Genomic DNA, 19,990 nt, shown 5'->3' on the forward strand with positions numbered 1-19,990 from the left:
GTCGTGCCGGGCCGCCGGCCAGACCTCGGCGATCCGCAGATGCAGCACCACCACCGCGACCCGGAGCACGACCCGGGGCTGCGGTGGCGGACCGGTCCAGCCGGCCAGCGCGCGGATCACCGCGTCGGCGAGCTGATGGACGACCTGCTCGGCCGGGTCAGACCCGCCGACGGTACGCCCGCAGCGCCAGTGGCATGAACACCGCCACGAAGCCGGCGCACCACAGCAGCGTCCACCACACGTGGTTGCCGACCGGGGTGCCGAGGAACAGTCCGCGCATCGCCGTCACCAGGTGGGTCAGCGGGTTCACCGTCACCACCGCCTGCATCCAGCCCGGCAGGGTGCCGGCGGCGACGAACACGTTGGACGCGAAGCTCAACGGCATGATCAGCGCGAACATCACCCCCTGCACCGCGCCCGGCGTGCGGACCTTCATCCCGACGTAGACCGGCAGCCAGCTCAGGCAGAGCGCGAACAGCACCGCGAGCAGGCAACCGGCGAGGGCCTGCACCGGGCCGGACTCGACCCGGAAGCCGAGCAGGTAGCCGATCGCCAGGGTCGACACGGTCACGATCACGTACCGCACCACGTCGCCGAACACCGCGCCGACCAGCGGTGCGGACCGGGGGACGGGCAGCGAACGGAACCGGTCGAAGATGCCCTTGGCGATGTCGGTGTTGAGGTTGACGCCGATCGCGATGCACCCGGTGGCGATGGTCTGCGCCAGGATGCCCGGCAGCAGGTACTGGAGGTAGTCGTGGGTGGAGCCGGCGACCGCGCCACCGAAGACGTACACGAAGATGACCAGGAACAGCACCGGTTGCAGGGTGACGTCGATCAGCGCCTCGGGGGTGCGCCAGGTCTTGATCAGGCTGCGTTTGGCCAGTGCCAGCGAGTGCCGCAGCAGCCGCAACGGCCGGGGCTGTGCCACGACCGTGGACAGCGTCGGTCCGGTGCGGGGCGGGGTACCGGTCAGGGTGCTCATGCGGCGACCTCCGTACGGGTGGTGTCGTCGGCCGCGGTCCGGCCGGTGAGGGTGAAGAAGACCTCGTCGAGGCTGGGCAGGTGCAGCGAGAGTTCGGTGACCGCGATGCCGGCGGCGGCCAGCCGGGCGACGCTCTCGGTCAACGCGGAGTCGTCGGTGACCGGCACCGCGAGCACCCCCCTGCGGATCTCGTCGGCGGGCGCGCCGGAGCCCACCCGGGACAGGATCGCCGCGGTCGGGGCCAGCTGCGCCGGGTCGGTCGGCCGCACCTCCAGGGTCTGTCCGCCGACGATCCGCTTCAGCCCGTCCGGGGTGTCGTGGGCGATGACCCGGCCGTGGTCGATCACCGTGATGGCGTCGGCCAGCGCGTCGGCCTCCTCCAGGTACTGCGTGGTGAGCAGCACGGTCGCCCCGTTGCCCACCAGCGACCGGACCACGTCCCACATGTCCTCGCGTTTGGCCGGGTCGAGGCCGGTGGTCGGTTCGTCCAGGAAGATCACGTCCGGTGAGCCGACCAGGCTGGCGGCCAGGTCCAGCCGGCGGCGCATCCCGCCGGAGTAGGTCTTGGCCGGCCGGTTCGCGGCGGCGGTCAGGTCGAACCAGTCGAGCAGTTCGGCCGCCCGCCGCCGCGCGCCGGCCCGGCCGAGTTCCAGCAGCGTCCCGAACAGTTCCAGGTTCTGCCGCCCGGTCAGGTCCTCGTCGACCGAGGCGTACTGGCCGGTGAGGCCGATGGACTGCCGGACCCGCTCGGCCTGGCGTACCACGTCGAGGCCGTTGATCCGGGCGGTGCCGGCGTCGGGGACCAGCAGCGTGGACAGGATGCGCACGGCGGTGGTCTTGCCGGCGCCGTTCGGGCCGAGCACCCCGAGCACGGTGCCCCGGGGTACGGCGAGGTCCACCCCCTGCAACGCCCGGGTGGACCCGAAGGTCTTGACCAGGCCCTCGGCTTCGATCATCAACTCAGCTGTCATGCCGGCCAGCGTGCGTCGGCCGGCTGACACCGCGCCGACATGCCACCGACACGCCGCCGACGCCCCCGCCGGGGGTCAGCAGCGGACGATCGTCGCGTTGTTCAGGGTGATGTTGCCGATGGTCAGGTTGTCGGCGCAGGGGTTCTCCACGATCCGGTTGTTGACCAGGGTGAAGTTGCGCAGGGTGAGGTCCCGGTTGCCGGGGAACTCGGCGCGTTCGGCGAGCCGGACCTCGCCGCCGCCGCTGATCGTGCCGCCGTTGGTGGCCAGGCTCACTCCGTAGCAGTTCTCGATGAGCACGGCGTTGTTGCCGGTGTTGGCGATGTCGACCCGGTCGATCGTCGCGCCTCCGGACTCGGAGACGCAGAACACGCCCCGGCCGCCGCCCCGGGCCCGGACGGTGCCGACCCGGATGTTGGTCGGGTAGCTGTCGCCGATACGGCCGTTGCGGTTGGCCATCCGGAACGCGGCGTAGCCGGTGCCGGTGCCGGCGTTCTCGGCGTCGACGGTGGACACGGTGGCGTTGATGGTCTGGTTGAGCAGCAGACCGGACTCGCCGACGTTGCGGGCGGTGACGGTGCCCACGGTCAGCCCGTCCACGCCGTACGTCTCGACGGCGTGCGAGCTGGCGCCCGAGACGTAAACGGTGTCGATGCGCACGTTGCGGGTCCACTGGCTGGTGTCGCCCCGGTTGTCGATGCGGACCCCGAGGCCGGCGGAGAGCCGCATGTCGAGCTGCCCCAGCACGACGTTGGTGACGTTGCGCAGGAAGACCCCGTACAGCGGGGTGCCGGTGAGGGTGAGGTGCTGCACCTCGACCTGGGTGGTGCCCCGGGAGTAGACGGGGGCCTGGTCACCGGAGCCGGTGCCGGTGACGTTGATCGTCCCGCACACGTCGAGGGTGGTGTAGCTGGGCAGCGAGATGCGGGAGTTGGCGCTCATCGTGCCCGAGCCGCGCACCACCACCCGCTGCTTGCTGGTCCGCCCGGCGGTCAGGCTGTTCACCGCGGCCTGCACGGCGGCCCGCAGGTCGGTGCCGGTGTGTACGGTCGTCCCGCCGTTGCGGACGGTCCAGGTGCCGCCGGCCAGCACCGCCTCGGCCTGGAAAGCGCCGCTGCCGCAGTCGGCGGTGCCGCCCGGCCGGACGAGCTGCCACTGCTGGTTGGTCCCGTCGAGGTCCTGGTACTGGGAGATGGTCGCCCCGTCGGCGGTGGACCGTTCCCACACGTCGAGGGCCTTGCCGGAGTGCCGGTTGAGCAGCCGGACGTAGCCGCCGGCCGAGTCGACGAGCCGGAAGTGCTGCCGGGTGTTGCCGCTGGTCGCCGGGTTCTGCACCAGGGCCGTGCCGTCGAGGGCGTTGGGCAGTTCGAGGACCTTGCCGCTGTGCGCCGAGCGGAGCTGGTAGTAGCCGCTGCCGACGTCGACGAACCGCCACCGCTGCACGGCGAGGTCGTTGCGGGTGTACTGCCTGACCGGCGCGCCGTCGGCGGTGGACCAGTCGTACAGGTCCATCGCCTTGCCGCTGTTGCGGTTGACGAGCACGTAGTCCACGCCGGTGTCGACGGTGGCCGCCGAGGCGGCCGGCGGGGCGACGGCGGTGGCGGCGGCGACCAGGGCGAGGGTGGTGACGGCCAGCAGGCCGAGCCGCCGGGGACGGGGACCTCGGGTGCGGGTGGCGGGTGGCATGGGGCTCCTTCTGCGGTGACGGGGTGCCGGGACGGGCCGCCTGCACCGTATCGACACTCGTGGATTCAGGTAAACCCCGCCGGCCGGTGCCGACCGGGCAGGCCCGGACCTGCGCCGCACCGCTCCGACGCACGGGCGGCCCGACGACGGTGCTCCGACGTGGGCGCTGTTATCGTCGGCGGCCGGGCGGCGACTGGGCGGCCCCCACGCATCGAACAGGTGGTCGCCGTGACCCGGGCCCGTACCCTCGTCCCGCCGCTGCTGCTGGGCCTCGTCGTCGTGGCGCTGGTGCTGTCCGGCATCCGGCCGTACGACCGGCTGACCTGGCTGCTGGAGACGGTCTGGGTGATCGTCGGCGTGCCGGTGGTGCTGCTGGTGTGGCGGCGCTTCCCGTTGACCACCCTGCTGTGCTGCCTGCTGGCGGCGCACGCGCTGGTCCTCATCGTCGGCGGGCACTGGACCTACGCGCGGGTCCCGCCGGGTGACTGGGTACGCGACGCGCTCGACCTCTCCCGCAACCCGTACGACCGGCTCGGGCACTTCGTGCAGGGCTTCGTCCCGGCGATCCTGGTCCGCGAGATCCTCGTCCGGCGTTCCCCGCTGCGCGGCAGCCGCTGGCTCGCCCCGCTGGTGGTCTGCGCCTGCCTCGCCTTCAGCGCCTTCTTCGAGATGATCGAGTGGTGGTCCTCGGTGGCCGGCGGCTCCGCCGCCGACGACTTCCTCGGCACCCAGGGCGACGTCTGGGACACCCAGTGGGACATGTTCCTCGCGCTGGTCGGGGCGGTCACCTCGCTGGCCCTGCTCAGCCGGTGGCACGACCGCCAACTACCGGCCGCCACCCCCGCCCGTCCGGCTCCCGCCGTCCCGGTGGGCTGACCGGCCCGGTCCGTCGCCGCTCCGGCTCGACTGCCCCGCCGGTCGCCCACCGCCGCACCCGGTCGAGCGCCGGACCGGTGCTCGCCGGCCGGCCGGGTCGGCAGGTCACGGTCGGTCGGCCCAGGCGTCGAGGACCGTGGCGACGTCCAGCGGCTCGGCCGGGTCCGGTGCCGGCCGGGGCGGCGGCGCGGGGGTCCGGGCGAACCGGGGTGCGGGTGCCGGCTGCACCTCGCCGCCCACCGCGACGAAGGTGCCCCGGGCGACGTTGTGCGGGTGGCGGTGCGCCTCGGTGGGGGCGAGTACCGGCGTGACGCACGCGTCGCGGTCGGCGAAGACCGCCGTCCACTCGTCGCGGGTGCGTTCGGCGAACCGGGCGGTGAACCGCCGCCGCAGCTCCGGCCAGCCGGCCGGGTCGTACTGGGCGGGCAGCGTCGGGTCGTCGGCCAGGCCGAGGCCGGTCAGCAGCGCGGCGTAGAACGCCGGTTCCAGCGCGCCCACCGCCACGAACCCGTCGTCGGCGGTGCGGTAGGTGTCATAGAACGGCGCGCCACCGTCGAGCAGGTTGCCGCCCCGGGGGGCGGTCCACCGGCCCGCGCCGAGCATCCCGTGCAGGAAGGCGGTGAGCAGCGCCGACCCGTCGACCATCGCGGCGTCGACCACCTGCCCGAGGCCGGAGCGTTCCCGTTCCAGCAGCGCGGCCAGCACCCCGGTGACGAGCAGCATCCCACCCCCGGCGAAGTCGCCGAGCAGGTTCAGCGGGGCGTGCGGGCGGTGCCCGGGGCGGCCCAGCGGCTCCAGCGCGCCGGCCAGCGCGATGTAGTCGATGTCGTGCCCGGCGCGGTCGGCCAGCGGGCCGTCCTGCCCCCAGCCGGTCATCCGGGCGTACACCAGGCGGGGGTTGCGGTCCCGGCAGGTCTCCGGCCCGAAACCGAGCCGCTCGGCCACCCCCGGCCGGTACGCCTCGACCAGCACGTCGGCCCGCTCGACCAGACGCAGCAGGTCGGCCACCCCGGCGGGGGTCTTCAGGTCCAGCGTGGTGACCCGCCGCCCCCGGTGCAGGGGGCCGGTCGCCGGGACGCTCAGCCGTCCCGGGCCGACGCCGCCCGGCCGGTCGACGCGCACCACGTCCGCGCCGAGGTCGGCCAGCACCATGCAGCCGAACGGGGCCGGGGCCAGGCTGGCCAGCTCCACGACGCGTACCCCGGCCAGCGGTCCACCGGTGGGCGCGTCGGGGTCAGAGGGCACGGGCGATCAGCTCCTTCATGATCTCGTTGGTGCCGCCGTAGATCTTCTGCACCCGGGCGTCGGCGTACATCCGGGCGATCGGGTACTCGGTGGTGTAGCCGTAGCCGCCGAACAGTTGCAGGCACCTGTCGACGATCTCGCACTGTCCCTCGGTGAGCCAGGCTTTCGCCATCGCCGCGGTGGTCACGTCCAGCTCGCCCCGGTCGTGCCGGCCGATGCAGTCGTCGAGGAACACCCGGCTGACCCGGGTCCGGGTGACGCACTCGGCCAGCACCATCCGGGTGTTCTGGTGGCCGATCAGCGGTTTGCCGAAGGCGGTGCGTTCCTTGACGTACGCGGTGGTCAGCTCGACGGCCCGCTGCATCGCCGCCACCGCGCCGACGCCGATGACCAGGCGTTCCTGGGGCAGCTGCCGCATCATCTGGCCGAAGCCGAGCCCCTCGGCCCCGCCGAGCAGGTGGTCGGCCGGCACCCGCAGCCCGTCGAAGAACAGCTCGGCGGTGTCGTTGCCGTGCAGCCCGATCTTGGACAGCAGCCGGCCCCGCCGGAATCCGGCCGGTTCGTCGCCGACCTCGCAGACCAGCAGGGAGATGCCGGCGGCGCCCTGGGTCGGGTCGGTCTTGACGGCCAGGACGACCAGGTCGGCGAGGCCGCCGTTGCTGATGAACGTCTTGGCCCCGGTGACCAGATAGTCGTCGCCGTCGCGGACGGCCCGGGTCCGGATCGCCTGCAGGTCGGAGCCGCCGTCGGGTTCGGTCATCGCGATCGCCCCGACCAGCTCCCCCCGGCACAGTCCGGGCAGCCAGCGTCGCTTCTGCTCGGCGCTGCCGTAGGCGACCAGGTAACCGGTGACGATGCCGCTGTGCACCCCCAGCCCGAGGGTGCTCTCCCCGACGTGTGCCTGCTCGTGCAGCAGGACCGCCTCGTGGGTGAAGCCGCCGCCGCCCCCGCCGTACTCCTCGGGCACGGAGAGCCCGAGCAGGCCCAGCTCACCGGCGCGCCGGTAGTGGTCGCGGTCCGGGTGGCCCTGGGCGAGCAGTCGTTCGGTGTGCGGCAGCACCTCCCGGGTGAAGAAGTCGCGGGCCAGGTCGGCGAGGTCGTCGTGCTCGGGCGCGCGCCACGGCGGGGTGTAGGTGTCGAGTCCAGGCGTCGGCATGGGTCCACCCTCACGCCCTGTTGGCAACGTGTCAACAATCCTTGATCATCGTCCGGCGTCGACCCGCCCGCCGGCGACCGGCACCCCGGCTGACCAGACCGGCCGCCGACCCGGGACACGCCGCGCCGACCTGCCGATAGGGTTCGGCGGATGAGCGTTGACACCGAACCCCGGCGACGGCGGCTGGAGCCCGACGCCCGGCGGGGACAGATCCTCGCCTGCGCGGTACGGCTGTTCGGCGCGCGCCCGTACGCGGACGTGTCGACCACCGACGTCGCCCGCGAGGCCGGGGTGGCCCGGGGCCTGATCAACCACTACTTCGGCACCAAGAAGCAGCTCTACCTGGAGGTCGTGCGGGTGATGGCGACGGTGCCCGGGGTCGCCGTCGAGCGGCTGCCCGACGGTGACCTGCGCACCCGGGTCGACGCCAGCGTCACCTGGTTCCTCGACGTGGTCTCCCGGCACCGCGACTCCTGGCTGGCCGCCGTGACCGCCGGTGGGATGGGCCACGACGCCGACGTCGCCCGGGTGCTCACCGAGGCCGAGGAGGTCGCGGCGGACAGCGTGCTCGTCGCGGTCGGGCTGGCCGACGTCACGACCTGCCGGGCCGAGCTGCGCGGCATGATCCGGGCGTACGGGGGGCTGGCCACCTCGACCGCCCGGGAGTGGCTCCAGCGGGGCGCGCTGGACCGCGACCAGGTGCACCTGCTGCTGACCGCCACCCTGCTGACCATCGTGGAGCAGGTCTATCCGGCCATCGCCGGTCGTCCCGCCGCGTCCCACCCGGACTGATCCGCCGACGGGCCGCGCCGCTCGCGTCGGCGCAGCTCACCGCGGTGCCGGTGGGGACGTCGTTGAACAATCGATGGTCGACGACCGTGTACCAGGTATGGGCTCAGCGACGTTCCGTCCCCGCACGTCCGGTGCCGCACGGCCCGACAACGCGGGCGGCCACGGCGCACCCGGCGGGTCGCGTGGCCTGCCACCCCGCCGGGTGCTCAGCCACGAGGCCCTGGTCCGGGGCGGCGGCTACTACTTCCTCGCCCACGGCACGGTCGACATGGACGGGTTGGCCCGTGCCCTGGCGGTCAGCCGGGCGACCCTCTACCGCGTCGCCGGCAGCCGGGACCGGTTGCTGGGCGAGGTGCTGTGGTGGCTCGGCAACCGGCTGCTCACCGTGGCCCGTCGGGCCCGGCGCGCCGACGGGGTCGGTGGCGTCGTGGAGGTGACCCGGCACTACGTCGGGGAGCTGTCCCGGTCCGCGCCGTTCCGCCGGTTCCTCGCCGCCGAACCGGAACTCGCCGCCCGGATCCTGTTCACCACGCCGGGGCTGGTGCACCGCCGCTTCGTCCGTGCCCAGGTGGCGATCTTCCGCGAGGTGCTCGGCCCCGACCTGCGGGCCCTGCCGGGCGAGCCGGAGTCGCTGGCCTACCTCTACATCCGGATCGTCGAGTCCGCGCTCTACGCCGAGCTGCTGACCGGACGCCCGCTCGACCTCGCCCTGGCGGAGCAGGCCCTGCGGTCGCTGCTCACCTCGACGCCCCCGGCCTGAGCCGGGGGCGTCGGGCGGGTCAGACCGCGTGCGGGCAGCTGTCCCGGTACGCGGAGATCTCGGCCCCGGTCCGGGGCGGTGGGCAGAGGAACTGCTCGTAGCGGACGTCCTCGTCGACGAAGCGCTTGAGCCAGGAGATGCTGAACGACGCGATGGTGGTGTCCGGCGTGTTGGGCGCGAAGTGGCTCGCTCCGTTCAACTCCAGGTACGCCTTGTCCAACCCGTCGGGCAGGCTGGCGAAGAACGGTTCGGCGTGGCTGCGGGTCGGTGCGACGGTGTCGTTCTCGGCGCCCACGATCAGCGTCGGTACCTGGGACCGGGACCAGTCCCTGGTCAGGTTCCACGGCGTCAACGGGATCGCCGCCCGCAGCGACGGCCGCGCGATGGTCGCCTCCAACGCGCCGCCGCCGCCCATCGAGTGGCCGATCACGCCCAGCCGGTCGCGGTCGATCCGGTCGCGCACCGTGCTGCTGTCCACCAGGAAGTCCAGCGCCGCCAGCAGTTGCCGGCCCCGGCTGGCCGGCTGGTCGGAGCGGGTCACGGTGTCGATGTTGAACACGACGAACCCCTGGGAGGCCAGTCGTGGCCCCAGCCAGGCCATGCTGGACCGGCCGGCGGTGAACCCGGGCGCGATCGCCACCGCACCGAAGGTGCCCTCCGCGGTGCTGGTCGGGAAGTAGATGGTGCCGCCGCCGAAGCCCCGGACGCTCAGCGCGGACACGGTCGTCTCGGCGGTCGCGAAGGGTCCCCGGGCGGCGGCGATGCTGGCCGCCGTCGGGGCCGGGCCACGGGGGTACCCGCCGTCGGCGGCGTCGGCCGTCGGGACGAGGGTGAGGCCGGAGGCGACCAGCAGGCCGCTCAGCGTCACGACGAGCAGGGCGCGCAGTCGCCGCCACCGTCGGTCGGACGGTCGGCCGGCGGTGGCGGTGTGCCGCCCGGGACGGGGCGGTGCGGTACGGACGGAAGGTTGCATCGACGCTCCCACGGATCGACGGGCGGCCGGTGCGCTCTCCGTCGCGGGGCGGGCCCGGCACCGGCGGGAGAGGCCGGACCGGGCGGCGGAGGGCGTCGGCCGGGACGCCGGCCGGTGCGGCACGGCGTACGGCCGACGGTGCCAGGGCGGGAAGCCGCTGACCAGCCTGGACGGTGATCCTGAGACGGCTGTCGCAGCCGCCGGCTCAGCCCGGACGGTTGGTGGCGGGCCGTTGCACGGTCATCGGCACGGTGTCCAGCCGGGCCCAGTCCCGGCTGATCTCGGCGGCGGTGCGCAGCAGGCGGGGCAGGTGCTCGTCGGTGAGCCGTTCCAGTGAGGTCTCGGCGGCGTGCACGGTGACGTTGAGCGCTGCCACCACCCGGCCGTCGCCGTCGCGGACCCCGGTGGCGACCGACCGGATGCCGGCGGCCAGGTCCTGGTCGGCCAGGGCCCAGCCGCGTGCCCGCACCTCGCGCAGTTCCCGGTCCAGCTCGGCGCGGTCCGGCTGCCAGCGGGCGGCGATGCCGGAGCGGCTCGGCACGGCCAGCACGGCGGTGAGTTCCGCCGGGGTGAGGGCGGCCAGCAGCACCTTGCCCATCGAGGTGGCCACCGCCGGGAACCGGGTGCCGATGGTCACCGCGAGCGTGACGATCTTGGGCACCGCGACCCGGGACACGTAGACGATGTCGCTGCCGTCGAGCTGGGCCAGCGAGGTCGACTCGTCGGTCTCGGTGACCAGGTGGCGCATGTGCGGGCGGGCGACGTCCCAGATGCTCAGCGAGTTGACGTACGCCACGCCCAGCTCCAGCACCCGGGGGGTGAGCGCGAAGCCCCGGTCGGCGGCGCGCACGTAGCCCAGCTCCTCCAGGGTGAGCAGGATGCGGCGGACGGTGGGGCGGGCCAGCCCGGTCACCGTGGCGATCTCGCTGAGCGTCATCGTCGGCTGGCCCGGACGGAAGCAGCGCAGCACGTCGAGGCCGCGCGCCAGCGCCTCGATGAAGTCGGTTCCGGCCTCGCGCCCCATGGAGTCCCTTCGCTGGCTGCCCCGCGCCCGGCGGGCGGTCACCCGCCGGGCGCGTCGGATGGCTAATGCTTCCACTGTGCCGAGCCGGCGTCCCACTCGGTGTAGGTGTACGGGTTGTCCAGCACCGCCGTCTCGGGGACGTCCGGGTTCATCCCCTTCTCCCACGCGTCGACGCCCATCGTGGTGGTGAGGTGCTCGACGGTGCGTTCCACGGCGGTGCGGGCGGCGGCGAGGTCGACGTCGACCAGCCGGTGCTCGTGCTTGACCACCCGGCCGTCGACCAGCACGGTGTGCACGTCGCCGCGCTGGGCCTGGAACGCCACGTGGCCGTAGGGGTGCAGGATCGGGAACATCACCGGTGACCGGTCGTTCTTGATCAGCACCACGTCCGCCCGGCGGCCCGGGGTGAGGGCGCCGACGAGGTGGTCGAGGCCGAGTGCCCGGGCGCCGCCCCGGGTCGCCCACTCCACCACCTGCTCGGCGCGCAGGTGGCAGTGGGTGACGGTCTCCTGTCGACCGTGCGCCTCGAGGTGTTCCCGGGAGCGGTCGGCGCTGAGCGTGGCGCGCATCGCGGAGAACAGGTCCCCGCTCCACCAGACGCTGGTGTCCATGGACAGCGAGACCGGGATGTCGTGCTGGCGTAGCTGCCAGGTGGGCGGGTAGCCCTGGCCGGCGCTCTGCTCGCTCTCGGTGGACACCGAGACCGAGCCGCCGGTGGCCGCGATCCGGTGGTACGAGTCGCGGTTGAGGGTGGCGGCGTGCACGTAGACGGTCGACTCGGTCATGAAGCCGTGCTCGTGCATCAGCCGGATGCCGTCGTCGTTGGTGGCCCCCCAGACCCCGGCGTGGGTGGTGACGGGTACGCCGAGGTCCCGGGCGACCTCGAAGGCGGCCCGCTCGGGGAAGGCCGGGTCGCCGGTGACGTCGAAGGCCATCTGGAAGCCGAGCCGGTCGCCGCGACCGTGGATGCGGCGGGTGACGAAGTCGCGGAACTCGGGGGTGGTGGCCCACTCCCACGGCCCCTGTTGCAGGTTGCCGTAGGCGAGCACGAACCGGCCCGGCACCGCCTCCAGGGCGTCGACGGCGGCGTCGGCGTGCTGCGGGGTCTGCAGGCCGTGCGACCAGTCCACGGTGGTGGTGACCCCGGCGTCGATCGCCTCGATGGCGGCGAGCAGGTTGCCGGCGTGGACGTCCTCGGGGCGGAACAGTTTGCCGGATTCCAGGTAGTACCAGACGAAGTACTGGGTGAGGGTCCAGTCGGCGCCGTAGCCGCGCATCGCGGTCTGCCACATGTGCCGGTGGGTGTCGATCATGCCGGGCATGACGATGCCGCCGGCCGCGTCGATCTCCCAGGTGCCCTCGGGCACGTCCAGCCCGACGCCGACGGCGGCGATCCGGTCGTCGACGACCAGCACGTCGGCGCGGGGGAGCACCGTGTGGGCGTCGTCCATGGTCAGCACCAGGCCGTTGCGGAAGACCACCGGCCGGCCCACCGCCGGTGTCCGCCCCTCGTTCGCGCTCATCGCCGCCACTTCCGTTCCGAGGTCTGCGGACGATCGTCCGCTGTACGGTCGAATCAAGTTTCGCCAGTGTGTTCCCGGTCACCGGTCATGTCAAGGGCGAGTTGCCGAACTGTTTCCGGTCGTTGCAAACGGCGTGGAGCTGGGAGTTTGCCGAGAATTGCCTCGGGGTGTTGACGCCCGGCGGACTCGTCGGGAAACTGGCCAGGCGGACAGTCGTCCGCCTGGCGGTCAAGTCGAGGGGTGGGGCATGGCGGAGGAGACACCGAGCAGGACCGGGCCGCTGCACGGCGTCGTGGTGGCCGACTTCTCCCGCATCCTCGCCGGGCCGTACGCCACCATGCTGCTGGCCGACCTCGGCGCCGAGGTGATCAAGTTGGAGGGGCGCGGGGGCGACGACACCCGCACCTGGATGGCGCCGGTCCGTGACGACGTCTCCACCTACTACCTGGGCATCAACCGCAACAAGCGGTCCATCGCGCTCGACCTCAAGGACCCCGACGACCTGGCCGTGGCGCACAAGCTGGCCGCCCGCGCCGACGTCCTGATCGAGAACTTCAAGCCCGGCGGGCTGCGCCGCTTCGCGCTGGACTACGACACCGTCGCCGCCGGCAACCCCCGGGTGGTCTACGCCTCGATCAGCGGGTTCGGCACCGGCGCCGGCGCGGGCTACCCCGGATACGACCTGATGGTGCAGGCCATCTCCGGGCTGATGAGCCTCACCGGCGACCCGGACGGCCCGCCCTACCGGGCCGGCATCTCCGTGTTCGACGTGATGGCCGGGCTGCACGCCTCGATCGGCATCCTCGCCGCCCTGCACCACCGGCACGACTCGGGCCGTGGCCAGCACGTCGAGGTCAACCTGCTCTCCTCCGCGCTGTCCGGCCTGGTCAACCACAGCAGCGGCTACGTCGCGGGCGGGGTGGTGCCCTACCGGATGGGCAACGCCCACCCCAGCCTCTTCCCGTACGAGCCGCTGCCCGTCGCCGACGGCGAGCTGATCGTCATCGCCGGCAACGACGGGCAGTTCCGCCGGCTCTGCCAGGTGCTCGACCTGCCGGAACTCGTCGACGACCCCCGGTTCACCCGCAACCAGGACCGCACCGCCAACCGGGAGGCGCTTCGCCCGCTGCTGGTCGAGCGGCTGCGCCGACGCACCCGCGACGAGTGGTTCACCGACCTGATGGCCGCCGGGGTGCCCTGCGCCCCGATCAACACCATCGACGGCGGGGTGGCGCTCGCCGAACGCCTGGGGCTGGATCCGGTGGTCACCGTCGGCGAGGGCACCGCCGCGGTGCCCGGCATCCGGCACCCGATCACCCTTTCGGACACCCCCGCGCGGTACGGCACCCCGCCGCCCGCGCTCGACGAACACGGCGAGGAGATCCGCGCGTGGCTGACCGGCAGCTAGACTTCCCGACCTCGATCGGCACCTCCGACCCGACCACCATCCGCCTGCTCGGTCAGGACCTGGCCGGCGACCTGATGGGCCGGGTGGGCTTCGGTGAACTGGCCTTCTGGCTGGTCGCCGGGCGTCGCCCCGGCCCCGGCGAGGTCCGCGTCTTCGAGACCGTCCTGGTGGCCCTGGCCGACCACGGCTTCACCCCCACCGCGATCGCCGCCCGGCTGACCTACCTCAGCGCGCCGGAGGCGTTGCAGGGCGCGATCGCCGCCGGCCTGCTCGGTGGCGGCTCCCGCTTCCTCGGCGTCACCGAGGACTGCGGCCGGTTCCTCGCCGACACCCTCGCGGGTCTCACCGAGCCGCCCACCGACGACGCCGGCTGGGACGCCGTCGCCCTGGACGCGGTCCGCGCCGCCCGCGCCGACAGGCGTCTGGTGCCGGGGCTCGGCCACCCGGTGCACAAGGAGACCGACCCGCGCACCCCGGTGCTGATCGCGATCGCCGAGCAGGAAGGCCTGCGCGGGCCGCACCTGCGGCTGTTCGAGGCGATCGGCAGGGTCCACCCGCAGGTGCTCGGCCGCACCCTGCCCCTCAACGGCGCGGGCGTGTGCGGCGCGGCCCTGGCCGACCTCGGCCTGCCCATCGACCTGCTGCGCGGCTTCGCCCTGCTGGCCCGCACCGCCGGCCTGCTCGGCCACCTCGCCGAGGAACGCCGTCGCCCGCTCGGCATGGACATCTACCGCACCGTCGACCGCAACGCCCGGTACGTGCCGGACGACGCCGACTGATCCCCCCCACCTCCACCGTCTGCGAGAGGAGCGGCCATGGCCCAGGTCGTCGCGGTCATCGCCTCCACCCACCATCCGTTCTACTACCGCGCCACCACCGCCACCGGCGAGGACCGGCCCCCGTTCGCCGACGAGTGGGCCCGCAAGATCCTCGCGTTCCGGGAGACCCTCACCCGGGCCAGGCCGGACGTGCTGGTGATGGTCGGCTCCGACCACTTCCACCAGCTCTGGCTGGACAACATGCCGCAGTTCCTGGTCGGCAAGGCCCCGTTCGACGACGCCATCTGGTACAACGAGGAACGCGAGTTCGGCCTGCCCCGGATGCTGCTGCGCGGCCAGGAGGACCTGTCGGCCCACGTGCTGCGGGCCGGCCTGGACGCCGGGTTCGACCTGGCCTTCAGCAACGAGCTGCGGATCGACCACAGCATCACCTGCCCGATCATCACGCTGCGGCCCGAGGCGGACCTGCCGATCGTGCCCATCTACACCAACATCTTCGCCCCGCCGCTGCCGCAGCCGAAACGGTTCGTGCAGCTCGGCGCGGCCATCCGGGAGATCGTCGAGAGCTGGCCCAGCCACCTGCGGGTGGCCGTCATCGGCACCGGACACCTGTCGCTGGAGCTGGGCGGGCCGCGCCAGTTCGGCCCGCAGGGCCCCGACCCGGAGTTCGACCGCCGGGCGGTGGAGTGGATCGCCAACGGCGACCTCGACGGCTGCCTGTCCGAGGTGACCCTGGACAGCCTGCACGCCCCCGGCAACGCCACCCACGGCTTCATGGACTTCATGCTGATGATGGGGGTGGCCGGCGCGGGCGCCAAGGCCGACCACGTGGACACCCTCGACCTGTTCCACACCATGGAGGCGTACTTCACCTGGTACCCGAACGGAGCGCCGACATGAGCCGCTACCTGGTCGACAAGTTCCTCTACACCGTCGACCGCGACCCGGAGCTGGTCGAGCGTTACCGCACCGACCCGCACGGCACGGTGACCTGGTGGGAGGCCGAACGCGCCAACGCGGTCCTCAACTGTCACACCGGCGAGGCGAGCACCTGGCTGCGCTTCACCGACGAGGAACGCGACGCGCTGGCCAGCCACGACCACGTCCGGCTCTTCGCCCTCGGCGCCCACCCGTTCCTGACGTTGACCCTGTTCATCGCCATGTTCGAACGGGACCACGTCGAACCGATGGCCTACCAGAAGCAGTACGGCCTGCGGCTGGCCCACTTCTCGCTGCCCTACCCCGACATCGCCACCTGATGGCCGCCGGAGCCGACCCCGCGTCGATGCCCGCCGTCGTCGTCACCGGTCACGGCGTGCCACCCGAGGTGGTCACCCGCCCCCGACCGGTGCCGGCCGACGGCGAGGTGCGGGTACGCGTCACCGCCGCCCCGCTGACCCCGCTGGACCTGCTCTGCGCCTCGGGCACCTCCTACCTGGGCGCGCCGGCGTTGCCGTACGTCCCCGGGGTGCAGGGTGTGGGCACCCTCGACGACGGCACCCCGGTCTGGTTCCCCACCCGGGCGGGGATGGCGCCGGGCGACGGCAGCCTGGCCGGGTACGCGGTGGTCCCCGCCGCCGACCCGGTGCCCCTGCCGCCGGACGCCGACCACCACCTGGTGGCGGCCCTCGGGCTCTCGGCGGTCGCCGCCTGGGCGGCGTTGACCCTGCGCGGTGGCCTACGACCCGGGGAGGTGGTGCTGGTGCTCGCCGCCGGCGGCACGGTGGGGCAGGCCGCCGTACAACTCGCCCGGCTCGCCGGGGCGGGACGGGTGGTCGCCGCCTGCCGGTCCGACGCCGCCGTCTACTCCGCCCGCCGCTGCGGCGCGGACGCGGTGGTCCGGCTCACCGCCACCGATGATCCGCAGACCCTCGCCCGGCGGTTCCGGCAGGCCGCCGACGGCCCGGTGGACCTGGTGCTGGACCCCCTGTTCGGGGTGCCCGCCGTGGCGGCCCTGCGTGCCCTGGCCCCGGGTGGCCGGCTGGTCAACCTCGGCGGGTCGGCCGCGCCGACCGCGACGATCGACTCGGCCACCCTGCGCGGCGGATCGTTGCGCCTGCTGGGCTACACCAACAACGAGCTGACCCCCGCCGAACGGGCCACGGCCATCACGCTGGTCGCCGGGCACGCCGCCGCCGGCCGGTTGACCGTCACCCACCAGGTGCGGCCGCTGGCCGAGGCGGTCGACGCCTGGGCCGACCAGCGGGCCGGCACCACCGCCGGTCGCCTCGTCCTGGTGCCCCCGGACTGACCGGCACCCGGCTCACCGCCGCCCGGCGGGTGCCGGGTCCCGGGCGGCCCGGGACACGCCGAGCCGGACGCCCACCACGAGGGCGACGACCGCGCCGACGACGAGCGGCAACCGGACCCCGGTCAGCGACAGGGTCTCCCGGAACGCCGTGGCCCCGACGAGCACCCCGGTGACCGGTTCGGTCAGGGTCAACGCGACAAGTGGCGCGGCGAGCCGTCCGTGCTGGAACGCGGCCTGGTTCACCTGCACGCCGAGCAGGGCGACCACCACCAGCGCCCACGACCTCGGGTCGAGGGCCAGCGCGACCGGGTCGCCGTGCCACCGGGCGGCCACCGCCTTGAGCAGGGCAGCGCTCACCCCGTAGAGGACCCCGGCGGCGATGCCGAGCAGGGTGCCCCGGGCCGCGTCGCCGGCCCGGCGGGCGGCGGCCAGGCAGCCGGCGACGACGGCGACGGTGCCGGCGGCGACCCACCCCCAGGCCGACGCGCCCGGCTCGGTCACCCCGGCCCGGGGGTCGGCTGCGGCCAGGAAGGTGACCAGCCCGGCGGTGCCGACGAGGGTGGCGGCGAGGTCGCGCCGGTGCACCGGCTGCCGGCGCCAGCCGGCCTCGATCAGGATGGCCATGAACAGCCCGCTGGCCAGCAACGGTTGCACCAGGGTCAGCGGTCCGTAGCGCAGCGCCACGGCGTGGGCGCCCACGCCGACGACGTCGGGGATCCAGCCGAGCTGCCAGAGTCGGGTCCGCACCAGCCGCGACAGCAGCCGCAGGTCCAGCGCCCGCCGCCGCTGCTGCTGTTTGGCCGCCCGCTGGTGCAGCGTGGTGGACAGGGCGAACGCGAACGCCGCGACGAGCGTGGCCAGCACCGCGAGGGTCATGTCCCGTCCAGGTGGTCGCCGAGCGGGCCCACCGTCCACCCCCGTTGCCGGCACTCGTCGAGCAGGTGGGGGAGGGCGTCGAGGGCGGACCGCCACGCGCCGGGCGTGGCCGCGCAGGAGGAGTCGTGCAGCAGCACGGTGCCGCCGCCGCGCAGTCCGCGACGGAGTTCGGCCAGGACCGACCGGGCGTCGGCGGTACGGGTCCAGTCCCGTCCCCAGCACGTCCAGAGCACCGGCCGCAGACCCAACCGGCGGGCGGCCAGCAGGGCCGGCCCGGTCGACACCCCGTACGGCGGGCGGTAGAACCGGGGGGTCTGCCCGGTGACGGCGACGGTCAGTTCGTGGGCGGCGGCGAGGTCGCGGCCGGTGGCCAGCGGCCCCCGCAGCAGCAGGTTGCGGTGTTCCCCGCCGTGCAGGGCGACCTCGTGCCCGGCGGCGACCAGCCGCCGTCCCAGCTCGGGGTGCCGGCGCAGCATCGTGCCGAGCAGGAAGAACGTGGCCCGTACCCGGTGGGCGGCCAGCACCTCCAGGAAGTGCGGGGTGGACCGCGGGTCGGGGCCGTCGTCGAAGGTCAGCGCGATCCGGTCCGGCGGTCCCACCCCGTCGAGCCGGTGCAGCAGCCGCCCCCGCAGCGCCGGCAGCGCGGTGACCGCCGGTGCCCCGTGCAGGCCGGCGGCGACGGCGACCAGGCCCGCCGCCAGCAGGCCCGCCGTCCGCTGCCTCACCGGTGGTCCCGCGTCGGGGCGAGCAGCGCCGCGACCACCGCCACGGCGTCGCCGAGGCCCCGGCGTGGCCGGTGGTACGCCCGGCCGTCACCGGGTACGGCGGCCATCGCGGTGACCAGTGCCTCCACGGCGGCCGGGTCGGCGGACAGCGGGTCGGGCCGGTCGCGCCGGCCGGCGGTCTCCACCAGCGCCGGCCGCAGCTGCTCCACCGACGACGCGCGTCGGGTCAGGCCGGCCCGCGCGAGGATGCCGGCGTTGGCCCGCCCGTGTCCGGGCAGCGGCCGGTAGGTCACCACGGGCACCCCGGCCGACAGCGCCTCCTGGCAGGTCAGGCCGCCCGCGTTCTCCACCACGACGTCCACCGCGCGCATCAGGGTCGGCATGTCGTCCACCCAGCCGAACACGTGCTCCCAGTCCCGGCGCAGCCGCTCGTAGAGCGGGGTGTTGCGCCCGCACACCACCACCGGTCGCGCCCAGCCGGTCGCGCCGACCTCCGCCACCGTGGTCTCGACGTCCCCGGCGCCCCACGCCCCGGCGACGATCAACGCCAGCCGGTCCTGCTCGGGCAGCCCGAACCGGCGGCGGGCCTGCCGCCGGTCGGTGCGGTGCGCGCCGCCGAAGGCGGGTGACACCAGCGGTTGCACCGTCGTGACCGGGGTGGCGTCGGCGTCGGCCGGGGGCGCCTCGGCGTGCCGCAACGCGTAGTACCGGTCCACGCCGGGGCTCAGCCAGGTGGGGTGGAGGGCGAAGTCGGTGACGTAGCTGACCACCGGGACGGTGAGCCGGCCCTGCCGGCGCAGCGGTCCGAGGAGTTGGTTGGCGAAGGGGTAGGTGGTCACCACGGCGAGGGTGTCCGGTGGGATGGCCCGGCCCAGCCGGCGTCGTACCGGTCGCAGCAGGCTGCGGATCAGTGCGACGGACAGCCGGGACCGGGCGGTCAGGGTGAACAGCGCGTCGTAGCCGCGGGGGAGCCGACGCAGCACGTCGCGGTACGCCTCCCGCAGCATCCAGCGCACCGGGCGCGGCAGCACGTCCAGCAGGTTCAGCCGGTCCACCGTGAGGCCGCGTTCCCGCAGCCGGCGGGCCAGTTCGCCGGCTGCGGTGTCGTGGCCGGCGCCGACGTCCGCCGAGATTACGAGGACCCGCCCTCGGCACTCCATGCGGGCGCGGATACCCGTCGCGGGTCGAGACAGTCCCGGGGGCGGGCGGCATCCGGTGCCGAAAACAGGAAGACGTCTTTACTGTTAACAAACTTTAATTTACCGTGGTGGCAATCCCCCCTCGTCGAGGAGTACCCCATGCGCCGCACGATCACCGTCCCCCTGGTGACGACAGGTGCCGTCGTCACCTCCCTGGGCCTCGCCGCCCCCGCCCAGGCCCACGGCTACGTCTCCGCCCCGCCCAGCCGCCAGGCCCTCTGCGCACAGGGCAAGGTGCCCGACTGCGGGCAGATCCGCTACGAGCCGCAGAGCGTCGAAGGCGTCAAGGGCCTGCGCAGCTGCAACGCCGGCATCACCCAGTTCGACGTCCTGAACGACGACAACCGGGGCTGGCCGGCCACCCCGCTCGGCAGCACGGTCACCTTCACCTGGGTGAACACCGCCCGGCACGCCACCAGCACCTGGGAGTACTTCATCGGCGGCACCCGGGTCGGCGTCGTCGACGGCGGCGGCCGGCAACCCGAGGCCACCGTCTCGCACACCGTCAACCTCGGCGGCTTCACCGGCCGACAGAAGATCCTGGCCGTCTGGAACATCTCCGACACCGCCAACGCCTTCTACTCCTGCGTGGACGTGCAGATCGGCGGAACCGGCCCCACCCCCACCCCGAGCCCGTCGCCGACCCGCACCCCGGGCCCCACACCCACCCCCACCCGCCCCCCGCCCCCGCCCGCCGCGCCGCCCCCCGGTGGCAGCTGGACGCCCCGCCGCCGCCACCACCACGGCGACGTGGTCACCTA

Annotated in this window: 20 protein-coding genes; 9 read left to right on the plus strand and 11 right to left on the minus strand. The window is 73.9% G+C overall.

Translation table 11 applies throughout. From position 1 onward, the window contains the following. Positions 1–157: 157 nt before the first annotated feature. The 3 genes from ACOJTC_RS12830 to ACOJTC_RS12840 form a co-directional block, all read right to left on the minus strand. On the minus strand, positions 158–985 hold the full coding sequence (locus ACOJTC_RS12830) for an ABC transporter permease (protein ID WP_208565998.1): 828 nt from the start codon (positions 983–985) through the stop codon (positions 158–160). Next, positions 982–1,956 (minus strand): ATP-binding cassette domain-containing protein, encoded by a 975-nt coding sequence (locus ACOJTC_RS12835; RefSeq protein ID WP_204924264.1) that lies wholly within the window; start codon positions 1,954–1,956, stop codon positions 982–984. The genes ACOJTC_RS12830 and ACOJTC_RS12835 overlap by 4 nt, the downstream gene beginning before the upstream one ends. A 75-nt stretch (positions 1,957–2,031) precedes the next feature. Then, positions 2,032–3,642, minus strand: coding sequence for an RICIN domain-containing protein (locus tag ACOJTC_RS12840; RefSeq protein WP_363795695.1), 1,611 nt, complete (start codon positions 3,640–3,642; stop codon positions 2,032–2,034). 228 nt (positions 3,643–3,870) lie between these two features. Here ACOJTC_RS12840 and ACOJTC_RS12845 point away from each other — a divergent pair, with 228 nt between their 5' ends. Continuing rightward, the gene (locus ACOJTC_RS12845; protein WP_307826106.1) at positions 3,871–4,518 is read left to right on the plus strand and encodes a DUF2238 domain-containing protein; all 648 of its coding nucleotides are present in this window, start codon (positions 3,871–3,873) and stop codon (positions 4,516–4,518) included. A gap of 105 nt (positions 4,519–4,623) precedes the next feature. Here the strand turns inward: ACOJTC_RS12845 and ACOJTC_RS12850 are convergent, their stop codons facing one another. Continuing rightward, a complete protein-coding gene (locus tag ACOJTC_RS12850; RefSeq protein WP_420117023.1) occupies positions 4,624–5,763 on the minus strand; it encodes a CaiB/BaiF CoA transferase family protein in 1,140 nt (379 codons plus the stop codon). Further along, positions 5,753–6,919, minus strand: a complete 1,167-nt coding sequence (locus ACOJTC_RS12855; RefSeq protein ID WP_420117024.1) for an acyl-CoA dehydrogenase family protein — start codon at positions 6,917–6,919, stop codon at positions 5,753–5,755. Before ACOJTC_RS12855 ends, ACOJTC_RS12850 begins: the two co-directional genes overlap by 11 nt. Positions 6,920–7,069: 150 nt before the next feature. Between ACOJTC_RS12855 and ACOJTC_RS12860 the strand changes: the two genes are divergently transcribed. Together ACOJTC_RS12860 and ACOJTC_RS12865 are read left to right on the plus strand one after the other, a co-directional pair. Further along, positions 7,070–7,711 (plus strand): TetR/AcrR family transcriptional regulator, encoded by a 642-nt coding sequence (locus tag ACOJTC_RS12860; RefSeq protein WP_420117025.1) that lies wholly within the window; start codon positions 7,070–7,072, stop codon positions 7,709–7,711. A 97-nt stretch (positions 7,712–7,808) separates the two neighbouring features. Further along, positions 7,809–8,471: a QsdR family transcriptional regulator gene (locus ACOJTC_RS12865; RefSeq protein WP_357927557.1), complete on the plus strand. Its 663-nt coding sequence runs from the start codon at positions 7,809–7,811 to the stop codon at positions 8,469–8,471. A 19-nt stretch (positions 8,472–8,490) separates the two neighbouring features. Here the strand turns inward: ACOJTC_RS12865 and ACOJTC_RS12870 are convergent, their stop codons facing one another. From ACOJTC_RS12870 to ACOJTC_RS12880, 3 genes are all read right to left on the minus strand, one after another. Next, a complete protein-coding gene (locus ACOJTC_RS12870; RefSeq protein WP_204924257.1) occupies positions 8,491–9,444 on the minus strand; it encodes an alpha/beta hydrolase family protein in 954 nt (317 codons plus the stop codon). A gap of 205 nt (positions 9,445–9,649) precedes the next feature. Further along, the gene (locus ACOJTC_RS12875) at positions 9,650–10,468 is read right to left on the minus strand and encodes an IclR family transcriptional regulator domain-containing protein (protein WP_420117026.1); all 819 of its coding nucleotides are present in this window, start codon (positions 10,466–10,468) and stop codon (positions 9,650–9,652) included. Positions 10,469–10,530: 62 nt separating this feature from the next. Then, entirely contained in the window at positions 10,531–11,991 is a 1,461-nt protein-coding gene (locus tag ACOJTC_RS12880) for an amidohydrolase family protein (protein WP_420117027.1), read from the minus strand. A 247-nt stretch (positions 11,992–12,238) separates the two neighbouring features. Between ACOJTC_RS12880 and ACOJTC_RS12885 the strand changes: the two genes are divergently transcribed. From ACOJTC_RS12885 to ACOJTC_RS12905, 5 genes are read left to right on the plus strand one after another with little or no spacing between them, the layout of a single operon-like run. Beyond that, a complete protein-coding gene (locus ACOJTC_RS12885; RefSeq protein WP_420117028.1) occupies positions 12,239–13,399 on the plus strand; it encodes a CaiB/BaiF CoA transferase family protein in 1,161 nt (386 codons plus the stop codon). Next, complete coding sequence (locus ACOJTC_RS12890) at positions 13,381–14,178, plus strand: citryl-CoA lyase (protein WP_204924253.1); 798 nt, start codon at positions 13,381–13,383, stop codon at positions 14,176–14,178. The genes ACOJTC_RS12885 and ACOJTC_RS12890 overlap by 19 nt, the downstream gene beginning before the upstream one ends. Positions 14,179–14,214: 36 nt before the next feature. Continuing rightward, complete coding sequence (locus tag ACOJTC_RS12895; protein WP_420117029.1) at positions 14,215–15,078, plus strand: extradiol ring-cleavage dioxygenase; 864 nt, start codon at positions 14,215–14,217, stop codon at positions 15,076–15,078. Further along, complete coding sequence (locus ACOJTC_RS12900) at positions 15,075–15,437, plus strand: hypothetical protein (protein ID WP_363653072.1); 363 nt, start codon at positions 15,075–15,077, stop codon at positions 15,435–15,437. Before ACOJTC_RS12895 ends, ACOJTC_RS12900 begins: the two co-directional genes overlap by 4 nt. Then, positions 15,437–16,429 carry a quinone oxidoreductase family protein gene (locus ACOJTC_RS12905; RefSeq protein ID WP_420117030.1) on the plus strand — a complete coding sequence of 331 codons (993 nt, stop codon included), beginning with the start codon at positions 15,437–15,439 and terminating at the stop codon, positions 16,427–16,429. The genes ACOJTC_RS12900 and ACOJTC_RS12905 overlap by 1 nt, the downstream gene beginning before the upstream one ends. A 12-nt stretch (positions 16,430–16,441) precedes the next feature. On the opposite strand, the gene ACOJTC_RS12910 is transcribed toward ACOJTC_RS12905, so the two are convergent. Genes ACOJTC_RS12910 through ACOJTC_RS12920 form a run of 3 tightly spaced genes read right to left on the minus strand, consistent with a single transcriptional unit; the run spans position 16,442 to position 19,190 of the window. Beyond that, positions 16,442–17,305, minus strand: a complete 864-nt coding sequence (locus tag ACOJTC_RS12910) for a DMT family transporter (protein WP_420117031.1) — start codon at positions 17,303–17,305, stop codon at positions 16,442–16,444. After that, the gene (locus ACOJTC_RS12915; protein ID WP_307826105.1) at positions 17,302–18,030 is read right to left on the minus strand and encodes a polysaccharide deacetylase family protein; all 729 of its coding nucleotides are present in this window, start codon (positions 18,028–18,030) and stop codon (positions 17,302–17,304) included. Before ACOJTC_RS12915 ends, ACOJTC_RS12910 begins: the two co-directional genes overlap by 4 nt. Beyond that, positions 18,027–19,190, minus strand: a complete 1,164-nt coding sequence (locus tag ACOJTC_RS12920; protein WP_420117032.1) for an MGDG synthase family glycosyltransferase — start codon at positions 19,188–19,190, stop codon at positions 18,027–18,029. Before ACOJTC_RS12920 ends, ACOJTC_RS12915 begins: the two co-directional genes overlap by 4 nt. 138 nt (positions 19,191–19,328) lie before the next feature. Here ACOJTC_RS12920 and ACOJTC_RS12925 point away from each other — a divergent pair. Next, a partial coding sequence (locus tag ACOJTC_RS12925) for a lytic polysaccharide monooxygenase auxiliary activity family 9 protein (RefSeq protein WP_420117033.1) occupies positions 19,329–19,990 on the plus strand: 662 nt, incomplete at its 3' end.

This window comes from Micromonospora sp., assembly GCF_048594385.1.
Taxonomy (GTDB): Bacteria; Actinomycetota; Actinomycetes; order Mycobacteriales; family Micromonosporaceae; genus Micromonospora; species Micromonospora wenchangensis.

Bases quoted from the DNA above. Each gene is read 5' to 3' on its own strand.
- ACOJTC_RS12885 (WP_420117028.1), top strand. From the start codon at position 12,239: ATGGCGGAGGAGACACCGAGCAGGACCGGGCCGCTGCACGGCGTCGTG.
- ACOJTC_RS12860 (WP_420117025.1), top strand. From the start codon at position 7,070: ATGAGCGTTGACACCGAACCCCGGCGACGGCGGCTGGAGCCCGACGCC.
- ACOJTC_RS12835 (WP_204924264.1), bottom strand. From the start codon at position 1,956: ATGACAGCTGAGTTGATGATCGAAGCCGAGGGCCTGGTCAAGACCTTC.
- ACOJTC_RS12920 (WP_420117032.1), bottom strand. From the start codon at position 19,190: ATGGAGTGCCGAGGGCGGGTCCTCGTAATCTCGGCGGACGTCGGCGCC.
- ACOJTC_RS12855 (WP_420117024.1), bottom strand. From the start codon at position 6,919: ATGCCGACGCCTGGACTCGACACCTACACCCCGCCGTGGCGCGCGCCC.
- ACOJTC_RS12910 (WP_420117031.1), bottom strand. From the start codon at position 17,305: ATGACCCTCGCGGTGCTGGCCACGCTCGTCGCGGCGTTCGCGTTCGCC.
- ACOJTC_RS12870 (WP_204924257.1), bottom strand. From the start codon at position 9,444: ATGCAACCTTCCGTCCGTACCGCACCGCCCCGTCCCGGGCGGCACACC.
- ACOJTC_RS12840 (WP_363795695.1), bottom strand. From the start codon at position 3,642: ATGCCACCCGCCACCCGCACCCGAGGTCCCCGTCCCCGGCGGCTCGGC.
- ACOJTC_RS12865 (WP_357927557.1), top strand. From the start codon at position 7,809: ATGGGCTCAGCGACGTTCCGTCCCCGCACGTCCGGTGCCGCACGGCCC.
- ACOJTC_RS12905 (WP_420117030.1), top strand. From the start codon at position 15,437: ATGGCCGCCGGAGCCGACCCCGCGTCGATGCCCGCCGTCGTCGTCACC.
- ACOJTC_RS12895 (WP_420117029.1), top strand. From the start codon at position 14,215: ATGGCCCAGGTCGTCGCGGTCATCGCCTCCACCCACCATCCGTTCTAC.
- ACOJTC_RS12830 (WP_208565998.1), bottom strand. From the start codon at position 985: ATGAGCACCCTGACCGGTACCCCGCCCCGCACCGGACCGACGCTGTCC.
- ACOJTC_RS12880 (WP_420117027.1), bottom strand. From the start codon at position 11,991: ATGAGCGCGAACGAGGGGCGGACACCGGCGGTGGGCCGGCCGGTGGTC.
- ACOJTC_RS12875 (WP_420117026.1), bottom strand. From the start codon at position 10,468: ATGGGGCGCGAGGCCGGAACCGACTTCATCGAGGCGCTGGCGCGCGGC.
- ACOJTC_RS12900 (WP_363653072.1), top strand. From the start codon at position 15,075: ATGAGCCGCTACCTGGTCGACAAGTTCCTCTACACCGTCGACCGCGAC.